Below are 14819 nucleotides of genomic sequence, written 5' to 3'. Positions count from 1 at the left end.
AGCCGGCCACGGGGGCCGACGTTGATCCGCACTCCGGGCGACGCAGCCCCCTCAGGCGGCCTCATTGAGGCACGGTCATTGAGGCACGGTCGTTCCAGGGGAGGCTTCTCCTCGGCTCCCTGGACCGACTCGCCTCACGGGGCCGCGTCCCCGCGTTCCTGCTCCTGGCGCAGCAGTTGCGGGAGGTCCGACAACCGGTCGAGGCCGCTGACCGGGCCGGACGTACGGGCGTTGTGGCGCAGCAGGCTGCGGTGACGGCGCAGGAAGCTCCAGTAGCCGGCGGTGTACGGGCAGGCGTCCTCTCCGACCCGGCGGTCGGGGCGGTAGCGGCAGCCCCCGCACAGGTCGCTCATCCGGTCGATGTAGGCGCCGCCCGACGTGTAGGGCTTGGTGGTCATCCGGCCACCGTCCGCGTACTGCGACATGCCCACCACGTTGGGCAGCATCACCCAGTCGTAGCCGTCGATGAACGAGCGGTGGAACCAGTCGGTCAGCGCCGCCGGATCCCAGCCGCGCTGCAGTGCGTAACTGCCGAGGATCATGAGCCGTGGGATGTGGTGAGTCCATCCGGTGTCCCGCACCTGGCGCAGGACGACGGAGAGGCAGTGTGCGGTCACCGCGTCCGCGTCCAGCTCGTTCCACCACGACGGCAACCGTGTCGTGTGTCCGAGGGCGTTGGACGTCCGGTAGTCCTCGCCGAAGTACCAGTACAGGTGCCAGACGTACTCCCGCCATCCGGCGATCTGCCGGACGAAGCCCTCGACGGAGTTGAGGGGCGCTTCCCCGGACCGCCACGCGGCCTCGGCCCGGTCCACGCACTCGGCCGGATGGAGCAGGCCCAGATTCAGCGAGGACGACAACAGGCTGTGGCTCAGTACGGGGTCGGCGGCCAGCATCGCGTCCTCGTGCGCTCCGAAGCCGGGGAGCCGGTGCTCCACGAAGCGCCGCAGGGCCGCGAGTGCCTCGCGGCGGCTCGCGGGAAACATCCGCGGTCCGTCCCGGCCGACGAACGACACGTCGCCGTCGCGCTCCCAGCGGTCCAGGTCGTGGCGGACCTCGGCGTCGATGTCGTTCTCGCGGGGGCGGTACGGGGCCGGAGCGCCGAGTTTCCGGGCACCGGGGGGCGGTGATTCCCTGTTGTCGTGGTCCAGGTTCCACCGGCCGCCCGCCGGCTCGCTCCCCTCCATGAGCAGGTCGTGCTCGCGGCGCACGTGTCGGTAGAACTGCTCCAGGCGGAGACCGCCGTGCTCGTGCGCGTCGGCCCAGGAGGCGAAGTCCTCCCGGGTGACGAGGAAGCCGCGCGGCGGAAGGACGGTCACGTTAGCGAGGGCGTTCACGAAGTCCGCGGCGCGCCGCGACGTCGGGTGGTGAACGGTGACCGGCTTTCGGCCCACGGCCTTCCGCAGCCCTTCGCGGTACGAGTCGGCTCTGACGTACGTGACCCGGTCGCCGAGTTCGGCGGCCCGGTGGCGCATCGCCGAGAGGATCAGATGCGCTTTGGCGCGGTGGAATCTCCGGCGCCGGAAAACGGAGCGTGACTCGATCATCAGCAGGCCGGCGTCAGGATCGGGGCCACCGGTGTCGGCGGCGATGAACGCGGGACCCAGCTGGTCACCGAAGAGCCAGTGCGCGCGGGTCATCGGCCGGCCTCCCGTCCGAGGCGGGGATCTGCGCCCCCAAGGTCGTGAACCGTGAGCGCTGGGCGCTGGCAGCACCGGCAGTGGATCGCCGACGTAGGGGCGGGGGGTCGCGGAAGCTCGTCTGCGGGCTGGAGAAGCGGCGGGATGCTGTCATGGTCTGCCACCGAGGGTGAGGAAGGGGGCACCGCCCCGAGGAATCCCGGATCCGCCGGAATGGTCCGGACACGGGGTGAGCGGACGGCCCCGCACGCGTTCTTCGCGGCGTGCCCGATGCTTGGACGCAGCACGGTGGCCGGTCGCCTGCCGCGGGGTCGGCCGGCTGACGCATCCATCAGCGCACCTGGCACGGAAGAAGTGTCGTGGACGGGCCGCGTGAGGAGGGTGTGGTGGTGAGTGTCCCCAGTGAGGAGCGCGGGGTGGTCGATGCCGAAGCTTGGGAGGTCGCGCCGGATGGTGGACGGCCGTACGGGCGTCCCTGCGCCCATCTCGGGCTCCTCTCGACAGCAGGCTCGACGCCGACGCGAACGGTGGGCTGCGCGGACTGCCTGTCCCGCGGCTGGCGTTGGGTGCGACTGCGCAGGTGCGTGACGTGCGGGAACGTCGGATGCTGCGACAGCTCGCGGGGCGCGCACGCGCACGACCACTACACACGGACCGGGCATCCTGTGGGCCTCTCGCTCGCCGCCGACGAGGACTGGGCCTGGTGCTTCGCCGACGAGGTCTTCCTGATTCGGTCCGGTGAAAGCCCATGAGGGCATCGACGGCGGCGGCCACGCTGCACACGTCGAGGGCCGACCGCGGCGGACAGCCCGCCCGGCCGTGTCGTCCACGAGCCGTGATGCCCGACCGTAGCCGGGGCACCGAAGCGATCCCAGGCGACGTGCCGGGCGCATCGAACGGACGAGAGGCGGAGTCGTGAGCGGAACATCGGGGCAGCGCGGACGTACGCCGACGGAATCGGTCTGGGACTACCCGCGTCCGCCCCGGGTCGACGCCGACGCACGACACGTGGTGGTGCGGCATGGAGGCGTGACGCTGGCCGACTCCCACCGTTGCCTGAGGGTGCTGGAGACCAGTCATCCGCCGGTGTTCTACGTTCCCCGGACGGACGTACGCGTCGAGTTCCTGTCCGCGTCCGAGAGCGGGAGGCGGAGCGTGTGCGAGTGGAAGGGCGTCGCCACCTACTGGACCCTGCGGGGAACGACAGGGCATCCGCCCGTACCGGACGCCGCCTGGAGCTACGAGGAGCCGAGACCCGGCTACGAGGCCATCGCCGGCCACTTCGCGTTCTACCCCGACCTCGTCGAGGCATGCACGGTCGAAGGCGAGCCGGTGCGGGCGCAGGTGGGCGGGTTCTACGGGGGATGGATCACGGACGAGATCACGGGCCCGTTCAAGGGCGAGCCCGGCACCTTGGGCTGGTGACTGGGCCGGCCTCGCACACTCCCCGGCCTCCGAATGACGTGAGAGAGGCAGGCCCACGAGTGAACACAGCCCTGGAGAGGAACAGGTCATGGGCGAGACGAACCTGCGGGTGCTGGTGGTCGGGGCGAGCGGCGCGGTCGGTGGCGCGGCCGCTCGCCAGTTGGCCGGACACGGGGCGGACGTCGCGCTCGCCGGCCGCGACCAAGGCAGGCTGGAGGAGAGGGCCCAGGAGCTCGGCGGACGGCCGTGGCGCCAGTTCGACGCCTACGACCTCGATCGCTGCGCGGGTCTGGCCGGATGGGCGTACGCCGCGCTGGGAGGTCTTGAGGCCGTCGTGGTCGCGGTGGGCGTGGCGGGGTTCGGTCCGGCTTCCGAGACGGCCATCCCCGCGAGCGAGCACCTGTTCACCGTCAACGCCCTGGCGCCCATCACGGTGGTGCGCGGCGCCCTTGGGATCCTTCCGGCGGGAGGCGCGGCCGTCGTGGTGACCGGGGAGATCGTGGACCGGCCCGCCCTGGGAATGGCCGACTACGCGGCGGCCAAGACGGCACTTGCCACCTGGCTGGGGATCGCCGGCCGTGAGGCCCGCCGCCGGCGCGTCACCGTCACCGACGCGCGTCTGCCGCACCTGAACACGGGCTTCGCCGAGCGCCCGGTGGTGGGCCGCGCCCCGGCCCTCCGGCCGGGTGCCGACCCGGAGGAAACGGTGGCGCGCCTCGTGGTCGCACCGATTCTGACCGCGCACGGGGCCTCGGCAGAGCGCCCAGGGAACCCAGCCGTCGGCCGCTAGTTCTTCTGCGGGGCGCGGGTGACGCCCGCGATGACGGCGGTCGTCAGCACGCAGCCGACACAATCGGGATGGTCAGACCTACGCCTCGTTGTCTCCCCACCTCCTGTTCATCGGGGAACGTCGACGAGGCCGGCCAGCAGGTCGGCCGACTCGGGAGTGAGCCGGTAGAAGCCCTGAAGGCTGACCGAGCGCTCCAGTCTGCCGTCCACCACGTACTTCAGGTTGCGGGTCTTGCCCCGGCCGTTGCGCCAGGTGAGCACGGGCAACAGCTCACCCGGTATCTGCGTCCCGAAGCAGACGGGTGTCGCGTCCACATGCACCGCGGTGGCTCCGCAGCCGCCGGCGCCGAGCATCGACCAGTCGTCGTGCCCGGGAAACGAGGGGTCGCTCCACTCCTGTGGGGCCGTGCCGCAGCAGGCGCGGCGTTCCATGTCGAGCACGCGCATGCGGGACACCACGAAGACCTCGCAGCGGTTCACGTGCAGGGCGTACACATCGTCGCCGGCGCGGGCTCCGGACCAGGTGGGCAGGGACTGGTGAAAGCCGGAGTAGGCAACGGGCGGCCGCTCGCCCACACGACCTGCCTTACGGAGCGCGCGGCAGGTGTCCTGGGTCCAAAGGACGGTGAATGCATCAGACATGCGGTGATCATAGGAACCAGGACTGACAGCCCCGCCGGCATCTGTGGCCGCAGGTGAACCGGTCGGTCGGGCGTCCCCTGGACGGTGCCTGTCAGGTCTCGTCGAGGGCGTGGCGGGCGGCTTCGATGAAGCGGTTCTGCGCCGCCTCGCGGGAGTCCGGCGCGGGGCGCCGCTCTGCGAGGGACTGCACCAAGTCGCGGGCCGCGTCGGCTACCGAGGGCGGACCTTCCAGGATCACCGTGAACAGTGCGGCGCGCACGTCCTCCGGGTAGGCGGCGCTCGGCGTGGCTTGGAGGAGGACTCCGGTGCCGTTCGTGAAACGGCCTGCGGCATCGAGGAACTGGACGTAGACCTGTCGGCGCTGCTCGATCGCCCGGGCGCGCCGTTGTTCGTCGAGGGTGGCCTGCACGGTGGCGATCAGAGCGTTCGCCTGCGCATGGCCCGCCGCCTCCGCCGCGGCGGCTTGCCGGTGGCCGGCCTTCCATGCAAAGAACCCGGTCGCGACGCTGCCCGCGATGGCGGCGCCAGCGGCGATCAGGGCGATCCCCCACTCACTCATGCCGGCGATCCTGCCATCTCGACGACCGCTCCCGCTCGTTCGGTCGCGGATGTGTAAACGTGCACCACGGTCAGAGCAGTTCGTACCCGAAAAGGTCAGCTCACCCGCGATCCGTCTCCCCATGGCCATGACGTGACCGTCTGCCCGTGCCCGTCCGCCGCAACGGGTTCGCAGACGATCCGGCCGAGAGTTGGCCGAGAAGGCACGGAGTCGCCGGTTCACGGCCGGCGAGTCGGAGAGCGCTGGGATACTCGGGCCGTAGTTGCGATCTCACAGGGGGCGTCGGGTGTCAGGGTTCGCGCGTGATCCGAAGTATTACGGTAACCGGCTCGTCTACGAGCCGCTCGAGTCCAAGTGGCGCCGTTACCACGCCAACCACTGCGACTGCGGTCAGGACTGGCTCACGGCGCATGCCGTCCCCGCCGGTTTCACGGTCATCGCTCGCGGTAACAGCGGCTATTACGGGCTCGTGGGACCGGGATTGACCGAAGGCGTCGACGAGGGCGCTCTGACGACCAACGCGCTGTGGGAGGCGGTGACCGGGCAGCCGGGGTCCCAGACGTCCCACGAGCAGGTTCACGTCACCAGCCGCAGCCCGGAGGCGGAGGCCGCGCGCAAGTCGGCGAACGACCTCCACTACGGCAGGGTTCGCGAGCAGAGCGCGAAGCGGAAGGCCGCTGCCAAGGCGGAGCCGGCCACCGAGAAGCAGGTCAGGTATCTGGTCGCCCTTGCCGAGAAGGCGGGCCTCCCAGAGTTCGACGCCGCGTACACCAGGGCGACCAAAGGCACGGGGATCACGCCGCGCAAGCCGCGCGAGAAGGCCGCGACGGCCTGCAAGCGGCTGACGAAGGCCGCTGCCGCCGCGCTCATCTCCGACCTGGTGACGGCCTGACCTGTCCTCGGCTGAACCCGCCCCCAATTGGCCCTCGTTCCGCACGCTGGGCGGCGGGCGATCTAGGACCCGATGATGCGGCGCCAGAAGCCGGAGCGCTTCTCCTGCTGCGGGACGCTCCTGGAGGGACGGATTTCCAGGGACCAGTCGCCCATTCCTTGGACGACTGCCACAAGCAGCGGCCCCTCCGACAGCTCCTGTGCGTCCTTCCGGCGCCGGCCGTAGTCGCTCGCCAGCACGTCCGGGTAGGGGGCGGGGGCACCGGGGCGACGCGGCTTGTGCCCCATGACACGGAGAGAGGCGTTTTCGTCCGGCGACCTCAAGCGAGAGACCAACTCGCCGGCAGGCCCGGTGTGGATCAGCACCTCGGAGCCCCAGCCGGTGGCCGCCGCCCCGAGCAGCCGCGCCCCGCTCACGGGCCGGATCACGATGGTCCACTCGTCGCGTTCACCGCACTCGACGCGGAAGCGCAGTGGGTACAGGTTGTCGCACCACATCACGCGTCTCTCGAACCGGTCGGAGGTGGCAGAGTTCCCGAGGTCGACGGCCTCCCTACCGTTCCAGTCGATGGAGTCCAGTTGGAAGGAGCCCTTGCCGGTCCGGGCGAAGTCGACCAGGACGTAGCCCGGCGGCGGGGTCGCGTCCATGGAGAACTTGGCGCTGCCCCGCCCGCTGTACACGATGTCGTCGAACTCCCCGCCGAGAGTCCCGGCGGCGTCGACCGCCTCGGGCGACGGGGTCGGCGAGGGAAGCACTGTCATGGCTCTCGGCCCTCGGGACGGGGTCGGGGAAGAAGCCTCGCGCGGCCTCCGGCCCTGGGACGGGTCGCCGGGCCGGGGCTCGGACCGGTCCGGGGTGAATGTAGGCGGTGCATGGGGACCCGGGACGTTCCCCTCGGCCTCACCCTTCGTCAAACCCCGGCCGCCTCCGCGCCCCTCGCCCTGCTCCTGGCCCTGGGCTGAGCTCGGGCCCCGCCCCCACTGCGTACCGGCCGCAGTCCCTGTCGACTTACCGACGGCCCCACCGGGCAGCGCCACCGGCAGCGCACCTGCCGGAGCCGATGCCTTGCCCACCGCCCCGCGCGGGAGCTCCAGCGGCACCGGGCCGCTCAGCTCCGGCGTCGGCCGCGAGAGGCCGAAGTCCTCCTCCAGCGCCTTCAACCCCGCTTCGTAGCCCTCGCCCACTGCGCGGAACTTCCAGCCACCGTCACGACGGTAGTACTCGCCCAGGACGAGCGCGGTCTCGATGGTCGCGCCATCGATCTCGTACAGGGCCAACCGCTCCCCGGTCGCGGCGCTCAACGTCCGCACCGACAGCCCGGGAACCTGCCCGAGCCCGCCGTCCTGGACCACGGCGACGATCACGACACGCTGGACTTCCGGCCCGATGCGCTCGGTGTCGAGGTCCAGCCCGTGCGCGGGCCGGTCGCCCACGCCTCCATCCTGTTCGAGGGCCAGTCGCCCGAGGGCCTTGCCAGTGGCGTCCAGGAACAGCGCGGAGGAGGTCACCTCCGGCACTCCGTCGCCGACCGCCTCGTGGACGACCTCGATACGCCATGCCTGCCCGGGGATCGGCAGGTTCTCCCCCTTGATGATCTGCGTCACCGCGTCATGCTGGCACGCTGCCCCGGGGCAGGTCCACGGGCATGTGCGTCGCCGGATCGTTGCCACCTCCGCGCGTCCACCGGTACCACCCGCTCGGTCCTCCGCCGGGTTCCATGAGGTGGGTCGAGGCCCTCCGCGCTGGTACTTCCTCAAGCCCGTATGGGCAGGTCACCGTCCATGGCCCGACCGCGAGTAGGTGCGATCACGGGCCGGGCCCGCATAGCCTGAAAGTCCGAACGACCGGGGACTCCGGAGGCTCCCGAAGGCTGCGGCGTCTGGGCGCCGGAGTACGCCGGAACGGCGAGGAGAAGGATCATGGCAGCGAAGCAGACCGTCTACCACGTCACACCGTCCGGTGAGCGAGCGGCGGCCGCAGGCGTGAAGTGGCAGGTCGAGGGGCGAGAAGGCCGTCGGGTGCTGCACGAGCCGCACCGTACGCAGAAGGAAGCGATCGACTCGGCACGCGACCGCGCCAAGGACCACACCCCGGCACAGGTCGTCGTCCATGCCCGCGACGGACACGTCCGGACCGCGTACACCTACGGCGACGCCCCCGCTGCGACACCTGCCGAGCGTGGCCGCCGGCCCGGGGAACGCGGAGGCGTCTTCTAGGCCCCGGCCCGACCCGCCGCGCCCTGGTCCCCGCCCGCTCCGGTCGAGGAGTCGAGGGTGGGTTCGTCCTGCTCCAGGCGCGCTCGGAGGGTGCCTTCGAAGTCTTCGGCGCGGGCGAGTTGGACCCTCAGCCTCTCCACCTGTTCCGCGGCTGAGCGTTGATAGCCGCGCACGCGCTCCAGGAGTTCTTCGCGTTCCTCCGCTCCGAGCCGGGGGCCCTCGGCGTCGAGGCGGTCCGTGGCATCCAGAAGATCGCGCATCTGGTCCAGGGTGAAACCGAGCGGCTTCATCCGGCGGATCACCATCAGACGGGAGACGTCGCTCTCCGTGTAGAGGCGGAAGCCGCCCTGGGACCGGGCAGAGGGAACGACGAGGCCGCTCTCCTCGTAATGCCGGATCGTGCGCAAGGACAGCTCCGTACGTGCGGCGACCTCGCCGATCTGCATGTGTGTGCCGTCCACGCCCCTGGTCCCACTGCCTCTCTCGTCGCCGGCGATCTCGGCCCGACCAGGGCCGCCTATCTCTACCCTAACGTTAGGGTAGAGTTGCCGGCGGTGAGGCGGTGTTTCCCTGTCTTCCGTTGCCACGTCGGAGCCTACGGTGCCCCCGGCGAAGATCCGATTCTCGCAGGAGCCCCGCGTGCGTGAGCCCATGACGCCCGTCGCCGTCGCCTGCCCGCCGTGATGCCTCACCGCCGGACGTGAGCCCGGTCGCGCCACCGCGCGGTCCCGCTCCGCTCCCCTCCACTTCCGGATCCGCCGCCGGCGGAGCCGCCCGCGGAAGGCCGGCCCGGTCTCTCCGCGTCCTTCCGCGCGCCCCGGTCCGCCGCAGGGGTGCGCCTGAGCACGACAGGTTCGCCTCCCTTGTCTTCTGCTGTCGCCTCCGTGTCCGCAACCGCGCGCCTGCGCGGGCTGAAGCCCGACTGGATGTCCGACCCGAAGGTCTGGCGCACCGAGGTCCTCGCGGGTCTGGTCGTCGCCCTCGCGCTGATCCCCGAGGCGATCTCGTTCTCGATCATCGCCGGGGTCGATCCGGCGCTCGGGCTCTTCGCCTCGTTCACGATGGCCGTCGTCATCTCGATCGTCGGCGGACGGCGTGCCATGATCTCCGCCGCGACCGGAGCGGTCGCCCTCGTCATCGCCCCGCTCAACCGCGAGCACGGCCTGGGCCACCTGATCGCCGCTGTCATCCTCGCCGGCGTGTTCCAGGTCGCGCTCGGCGCGCTCGGGGTGGCGAAGCTGATGCGGTTCATCCCGCGCTCGGTGATGATCGGCTTCGTCAACTCCCTCGCCGTTCTCATCTTCATGGCCCAGGTCCCCGAGATGACGGACGTGCCCTGGCCGGTGTACCCGCTGATCGCCGGCGGCCTGGTGCTCATGGTGTTCTTCCCGAAGATCACCACCGTGATCCCCGCTCCGCTCGTGTCCATCGTCATCCTGACCGCCATCACCGTCGGCGCGGCCATCGCGGTGCCGACCGTCGGCGACAAGGGCGAGCTGCCGTCGGCCCTCCCGGTCCCGGGTCTGCCGGACGTGCCGTTCACGCTGGACACCCTGACCACGATCGCCCCGTACGCCTTCGCGATGGCGCTGGTCGGCCTCATGGAGTCGCTGATGACCGCCAAGCTCGTCGACGACATCACCGACACCCACTCGAACAAGACCCGCGAATCGATCGGCCAGGGCATCGCCAACATCGTCACCGGATTCTTCGGCGGCATGGGCGGCTGCGCCATGATCGGCCAGACGATGATCAACGTGAAGGTGTCCGGCGCCCGCACCCGTCTGTCCACTTTCCTGGCAGGCGCGTTCCTGATGGTGCTGTGCATCGCCTTCGGCCCGATCGTCTCCGACATCCCGATGGCGGCCCTCGTCGCCGTGATGGTCATGGTGTCGTTCGCGACCTTCGACTGGCACTCCGTCGCCCCCAAGACGCTCAAGCGCATGCCCGCCGGCGAGATCCTCGTCATGCTCGTCACCGTGGCCTGCGTGGTCACCACCCACAACCTCGCCATCGGAGTCGTCATCGGCTCCGTCACCGCCATGGTGATCTTCGCCAAGCGGGTCGCCCACCTCGCCGACGTGACCGCCGTCCTCGACCCCGACGGCACCACCGTCGTCTACCGAGTGACCGGCGAGCTGTTCTTCGCCTCCTCCAACGATCTCGTCGGGCGGTTCGATTACACAGGCGACCCGGACAAGGTCGTCATCGACCTCAGCGGGGCACACATCTGGGACGCCTCCTCCGTCGCCGCTCTCGACGCCATCGAGACCAAGTACGCACAGCGCGGCAAGACCGTCGCCATCACCGGTCTCAACGACCCCAGCGCCGGGCTCCACGGCAAACTCAGCGGCGAACTCGCGGCGGGCCACTGATCCGCGCAGCTCAGTCGATCAGTAGCGGTGGCCCGGCCAGTGGGGGTCCGTCCAGCGGGCGGGGCCGGTGAGGCCGAGCAGTCGCATCCGGTGCTGCAGCTCCTCGGATGCGCCTCGGGAGCGCAGCCGGGAAGGAGCTCGGCGGACGAGCCAGGCAGTGAGCTCGACGCGCATCTCCTCCTGGTTCTCCCACGCGTACCAGGGAAGTTCGTCAGCCAGCAGGTCGTACTCCCACTGCTCTGCTGCTGTGACCAGATGCCGGTCGGCCACGGGGTTCTCGAGTGATTCCCAGGTGCTGAGCCAGCGGCTCAGACTTCCCGTTGCCTCGGCCAGCAGGACGAGGAGCTCGGACGGAGGAACGGTGGGGTGGGGATCGTTGAGCGCGTACATCCACCACGCCTGCAGGAACTCCTCCACTGCGGCCGCCTGTTCGACAGGCCACTGCTGCCAGTTGCCGAGAGCGAAGCAACGCCCGACGTCCTCCAGGCCGGTCGTGGGGGCGACGTGGCCGCTGACGAGGGCCGAGGTCAGCTGGGGGAGGATCCGGCGCAGCACGGACGCGTGATCGCTCCAGTCGATGGCCTGCCATGTGCGCCTCAGCAGATCAGGGTCCAGCTCCGCGTCCGCGACCTTCAGTCGCGCGAGTTCTTCCGCGCTGCCCCAGTGGCACTCGCAGTTGGACTCGTCGGGGTGAGCGGTCATCCCCCGGAAGGTGACGGCCACGCCGTCCATCGCGCCATCGAGGCGTCGTCGTCTGCGGGTCTGATCGAGATGCGTCACGGGCGTTACCTCTGGGGACTCCGGAAGCTCTCGCCAGCCGAAGATCACCAACTTACCCGGGGGCGCCCCGGCTGTCATCGGCTCGACCACCACCGCACACGGTACACAGCAGGCCCGGTAGTAGCGGTTGAATCCGGGGAGGCGGCGATCACCGCCAGGTCTCGGCCCACCGCCAGGGGGAGGGAGGGGCACGGCGCGGGATGCGTACGCGTCGTGGGTACGCGGCCGTGGCCCAGGCACGTTTCGGCCACATCCCGTCCAGGCTTCGGCCCTCGTGTCGCACGGGTCGATGCACCCGGCATCGACAGACTGACGCGTCACTACGGGGTTCGCACAGCGTCCGAAACACATGTGTTCGATGACCGGGTCCGCTCGTTGAGCCCCGCAGAAGCGTCGTCCACCCCACCACAAGCGTCGTCGTCACCCCACCCGGAGAAGCCACCCGTGCCACCGCCGCCACCACTCCCCCGTCCTCCGGTCCGCAGCTGAGTCGTCGCCCGACGGTCGGCCCCCGATCATTCGTCTTCGAAGGAGGAACTGTGTCCGCCGATCTGAACGCCGCCACGCACGGTGCGCGGGCCGCCATGGTCGATCGCCTCGTGTCCGATGGTGTCCTGACCGACTGCCGGCTCCGCGAGGCGCTGCTCCGCGTGCGGCGCGAAGTGCTCCTCCCCCACGCCTACGTTCGGGTCAGCGGCCCGGGCGCGGACCCCATCGAATGGCGACTCCTCCAGGGCGCCCATCCCGAGGACCGGGAGGAGTGGTTCGGGCTGATCCACAGCGACGAGTCGATCCTGCTGCAGCGAGACGGCGAGCCCCTTGACGCCCTTCGCCGCGGCCCCGTCTCCGGGGGCCACATGTCCTCCATGTCCACCTACACCCCGGCCACCGTCGGAGCCCTGCAGGCCCTGCGCGTCGAGCCGGGACACTCGTTCCTGGACCTCGGCACGGGTCCGGGAGTCTCCCTCGCGCTCGCCGCCGCCGTCACCGGACCCGGTCACGCCACCGGTGTGGAGCACGACGGGCACATGTCCGCGTTCGCCCGGCGGAACGTGGACGACCTCGCCCTCGGCGCGACGGTCGTCGAAGGCGACGCCCTCGACGGGCACCCGGCCGGAGGCTGCTACGACCGGATCCACTCCGGCATCGGCGTCCCCTGCGTCCCGACCGCGTGGGTCCAACAGCTCGCGCCGGGCGGGATGCTCCTGACCACGCTCGCCACCAGGACCCCCAGCTGGCCCGGGCAGGTGCTGGTCACTCGTACTCCCGCCGGCGAGGTCGAGGCGGTGCTGAAGGGGACGCAGCGCGGGTACCGGCCGATGTTCGGCCACCGGTGGCTCACTGCGCTGGACCACCGCGCCCGCATCGAGGCCGATCCCGGCCGATCGCGCCCGACCACGCTGGCTCCGCCGGCGGACGACGCGTACGGCTTCTGGATCGCCGCTGCCCACATGCTCGGGAACGGCAGTCTGGTGCGGGACTTCCAGGCCGAGACGATGACCATCGTCGCGCCCGACGACGACTCCTGGGCGGTTGCCGGGCCGGGCGACGGCACCGTTCGCGTGCACGGCCGCCGGGACGTCTGGGCCGAGCTCGAAGACCTGCACGCCCGCTGGGACGAGGCCGGCCGCCCGGACCGCCACGTCGTCGAACTCCCCGATGGAGGTGGCCCGCAGCACGTCGTCTCCGGCACCGGCAGGAACGCGCTCACCTGGACTCTCCCCGCGCTCGCCACCGTGCCCCGGCAAGACGCCATGACCACGCCGTCGCAGGGCCCCGTCGCCGCGGTGTCCCCTGCCCCTCTTCCCACCGGCACCCACCCGAGGAGCCCGTCATGACACCCCGAGCAGGCGCACCGGCCTCGGCGGCCGCCGTCCCACGGCCGGTCATTCGCGTCGAACCCGCGCAAGGGCGCCGCGGCCTCGCTCGCACCGCCTTGGGCTCCGCTCGGGAGCACCTGAGGCGGGAGAGCCGCCGGGAAGAGGGCGTGTCATGACGGAGGGATGGCTCCCGCCCGAGGAGTACGCGGCGTCGCTGCCGAAGGCGACCGTGTTCGGCGCGCTGTTCTTCACCGACATGGACGACCGGCCCGTCCAGCTGCACGCCGTGTACAGCACCGAGCATCCCTGGCAGCTGCCGGGTGGTTCGGCCGAGCCCGGCGAACGTCCGTGGGAGACCGCGGTCCGGGAGGCCGAGGAAGAGACGGGGCTGGTGGTGCCGGGGCCGCCGCGTCTGCTGGCGGCCGTCTTCGGTCTGCCCGGCGCGGCATGGCCCCTGGCGACCACGGGCTTCGTCTTCGACGGCGGGCGGCTGACCGACCGGCAGATCGCCGGCCTGACGCTCGCCCCCGAGGAGCACGACGAGGTGCGGGTTCTCCCGCTGGAGGGCTGGCGGGCGCTGATGCCCGCACGGGACTTCACCCGGCTCTCCTCTCTCGTGGAGGCCCGCCGGACCGGGGTTGCGGCCTACGTCGGCGCCTGGGACTGGGACAGCGATCCTCTCTGCACCGATCCTCCGACCCCTCCGTCCTGTACGGATCCGCCGGCCCATCCGATTCCGTACGGATGACCCCGCCGGCCCATCCGTTCCGTACCGATCCTCCAGCCCATCCGGTCCGTACCGATCCTCCAGCCCATCCGGTCCGTACGGATGACCCCGCCGACCCATCCGTTCCGTAGGGATCCGCCTGCCCATCCGTCGCACGGCTCGCGCGGAGCGCCGGCGGGGGACGTCGAGCCCGGGGAGGGGGGCGAGCGGGCTGTCGCGCGCTGAGGGGCGTTGGGTGTGTGGTGCGATGATGGGGAGCATGGGACGACAGAGGACCAAGCCGGCCCCGACGCCGCCGACCACGACGCGTGGTCGGCGTACTCGTGACGCCCTGGTTCTCGCCGGGCGGGAGATCCTGGAGCGGCAGGGCTGGTCCGCCTTCAGCCCCGAAGCGGTCGCGCAGGCCGCCGGCGTCTCGTACGGAACGTTCTATACGTACTTCGAGTCCCGCGACGACCTTCTGCACCATGTCGTCCGATCGGTCGCGGGCGAGCTGCTGGCATCGAGCCTGGTGTCGCCGGACGTCGTGGGCGATCCGTACGCGAAGCTCGTGGAGTCGAACCGCCTCTACCTCCGCGCCTGGGACAGGGCGTCGAAGGTGCTGCGGCTCGTGGAGCAGGGGGCTGCCGCGGACGAGGCCCTGCGGCAGATCGTCGTCGAGATCCGCGAGTTCTATGTCGGTCGTGCCACGAAGGGCCTGAAGCGTCTGCAGGACGCGGGTCTGGCCAATCCGGATCTGGACCCGCGTCTGACGGCGCTGGCGCTGGGGTCGATGGTCGAGCAGGTCGCCCACGCACGGTCCGCCATGGAGGAGCCCTTCGACGAGGACACGGTCGTCGATCACCTTTCTCGACTGTGGGCGTCGGCCATCGGGTTGCAGGGTGCGCCCGACGAGGGGTGGGCCGCCCGCGCCTCGGCGGCCACGGCGTCCGACTGACGCCGGGTAGGGCACCG

Annotated in this window: 15 protein-coding genes; 9 read left to right on the top strand and 6 right to left on the bottom strand. The window is 71.0% G+C overall.

Going from position 1 to position 14819, the window contains the following annotated elements; translation table 11 throughout:
* Positions 1-134 precede the first annotated feature (134 nt).
* The gene (locus AB0D99_RS30520) at positions 135-1640 is read right to left on the bottom strand and encodes a cryptochrome/photolyase family protein (RefSeq protein WP_362369441.1); all 1506 of its coding nucleotides are present in this window, start codon (positions 1638-1640) and stop codon (positions 135-137) included.
* Between the two features lie 359 nt (positions 1641-1999).
* On the opposite strand from AB0D99_RS30520, the gene AB0D99_RS30515 reads away from it, so the two are divergent.
* The 3 genes from AB0D99_RS30515 to AB0D99_RS30505 all read left to right on the top strand — a co-directional run bounded on the left by AB0D99_RS30515 (position 2000) and on the right by AB0D99_RS30505 (position 3855).
* Entirely contained in the window at positions 2000-2392 is a 393-nt protein-coding gene (locus AB0D99_RS30515) for a UBP-type zinc finger domain-containing protein (RefSeq protein WP_362369438.1), read from the top strand.
* A 163-nt stretch (positions 2393-2555) separates the two neighbouring features.
* Positions 2556-3065: a DUF427 domain-containing protein gene (locus tag AB0D99_RS30510; protein ID WP_362369434.1), complete on the top strand. Its 510-nt coding sequence runs from the start codon at positions 2556-2558 to the stop codon at positions 3063-3065.
* An 88-nt stretch (positions 3066-3153) separates the two neighbouring features.
* Positions 3154-3855, top strand: a complete 702-nt coding sequence (locus tag AB0D99_RS30505) for an SDR family NAD(P)-dependent oxidoreductase (RefSeq protein WP_362369430.1) — start codon at positions 3154-3156, stop codon at positions 3853-3855.
* Between the two features lie 107 nt (positions 3856-3962).
* Here the strand turns inward: AB0D99_RS30505 and AB0D99_RS30500 are convergent, their stop codons facing one another.
* Positions 3963-4496: a hypothetical protein gene (locus AB0D99_RS30500; RefSeq protein ID WP_362369426.1), complete on the bottom strand. Its 534-nt coding sequence runs from the start codon at positions 4494-4496 to the stop codon at positions 3963-3965.
* Between the two features lie 91 nt (positions 4497-4587).
* On the bottom strand, positions 4588-5055 hold the full coding sequence (locus AB0D99_RS30495) for a hypothetical protein (RefSeq protein WP_362369423.1): 468 nt from the start codon (positions 5053-5055) through the stop codon (positions 4588-4590).
* A 286-nt stretch (positions 5056-5341) separates the two neighbouring features.
* On the opposite strand from AB0D99_RS30495, the gene AB0D99_RS30490 reads away from it, so the two are divergent.
* A complete protein-coding gene (locus AB0D99_RS30490) occupies positions 5342-5947 on the top strand; it encodes a hypothetical protein (protein ID WP_362369420.1) in 606 nt (201 codons plus the stop codon).
* A 62-nt stretch (positions 5948-6009) separates the two neighbouring features.
* Here the strand turns inward: AB0D99_RS30490 and AB0D99_RS30485 are convergent, their stop codons facing one another.
* On the bottom strand, positions 6010-7551 hold the full coding sequence (locus AB0D99_RS30485) for a TerD family protein (RefSeq protein ID WP_362369417.1): 1542 nt from the start codon (positions 7549-7551) through the stop codon (positions 6010-6012).
* 315 nt (positions 7552-7866) lie between these two features.
* Between AB0D99_RS30485 and AB0D99_RS30480 the strand changes: the two genes are divergently transcribed.
* Positions 7867-8163, top strand: coding sequence for a DUF2188 domain-containing protein (locus AB0D99_RS30480; protein WP_362369414.1), 297 nt, complete (start codon positions 7867-7869; stop codon positions 8161-8163).
* Here AB0D99_RS30480 and AB0D99_RS30475 read toward each other — a convergent pair.
* On the bottom strand, positions 8160-8624 hold the full coding sequence (locus AB0D99_RS30475; protein ID WP_362369411.1) for a MerR family transcriptional regulator: 465 nt from the start codon (positions 8622-8624) through the stop codon (positions 8160-8162). The genes AB0D99_RS30480 and AB0D99_RS30475 overlap by 4 nt on opposite strands.
* A 423-nt stretch (positions 8625-9047) precedes the next feature.
* On the opposite strand from AB0D99_RS30475, the gene AB0D99_RS30470 reads away from it, so the two are divergent.
* Entirely contained in the window at positions 9048-10538 is a 1491-nt protein-coding gene (locus AB0D99_RS30470) for a SulP family inorganic anion transporter (protein WP_362369408.1), read from the top strand.
* Positions 10539-10556: 18 nt separating this feature from the next.
* Here AB0D99_RS30470 and AB0D99_RS30465 read toward each other — a convergent pair whose 3' ends face one another.
* On the bottom strand, positions 10557-11240 hold the full coding sequence (locus AB0D99_RS30465; RefSeq protein ID WP_362369508.1) for a hypothetical protein: 684 nt from the start codon (positions 11238-11240) through the stop codon (positions 10557-10559).
* Between the two features lie 617 nt (positions 11241-11857).
* Here AB0D99_RS30465 and AB0D99_RS30460 point away from each other — a divergent pair.
* From AB0D99_RS30460 to AB0D99_RS30450, 3 genes are all read left to right on the top strand, one after another.
* Positions 11858-13156: a methyltransferase domain-containing protein gene (locus AB0D99_RS30460; RefSeq protein WP_362369405.1), complete on the top strand. Its 1299-nt coding sequence runs from the start codon at positions 11858-11860 to the stop codon at positions 13154-13156.
* A gap of 154 nt (positions 13157-13310) precedes the next feature.
* Complete coding sequence (locus tag AB0D99_RS30455; protein WP_362369402.1) at positions 13311-13886, top strand: NUDIX hydrolase; 576 nt, start codon at positions 13311-13313, stop codon at positions 13884-13886.
* 238 nt (positions 13887-14124) lie between these two features.
* Positions 14125-14802, top strand: coding sequence for a TetR/AcrR family transcriptional regulator (locus AB0D99_RS30450; RefSeq protein ID WP_362369399.1), 678 nt, complete (start codon positions 14125-14127; stop codon positions 14800-14802).
* The last annotated feature ends 17 nt before the right edge of the window (positions 14803-14819 follow it).

Origin of the sequence: Streptomyces sp. NPDC047971 (genome assembly GCF_040653355.1) — a bacterium.
Lineage (GTDB): Bacteria > Actinomycetota > Actinomycetes > Streptomycetales > Streptomycetaceae > Streptomyces.
The sequence above is the reverse complement of the archived record's forward strand: the minus strand, read 5'-3'. Positions and strand labels throughout refer to the sequence as shown.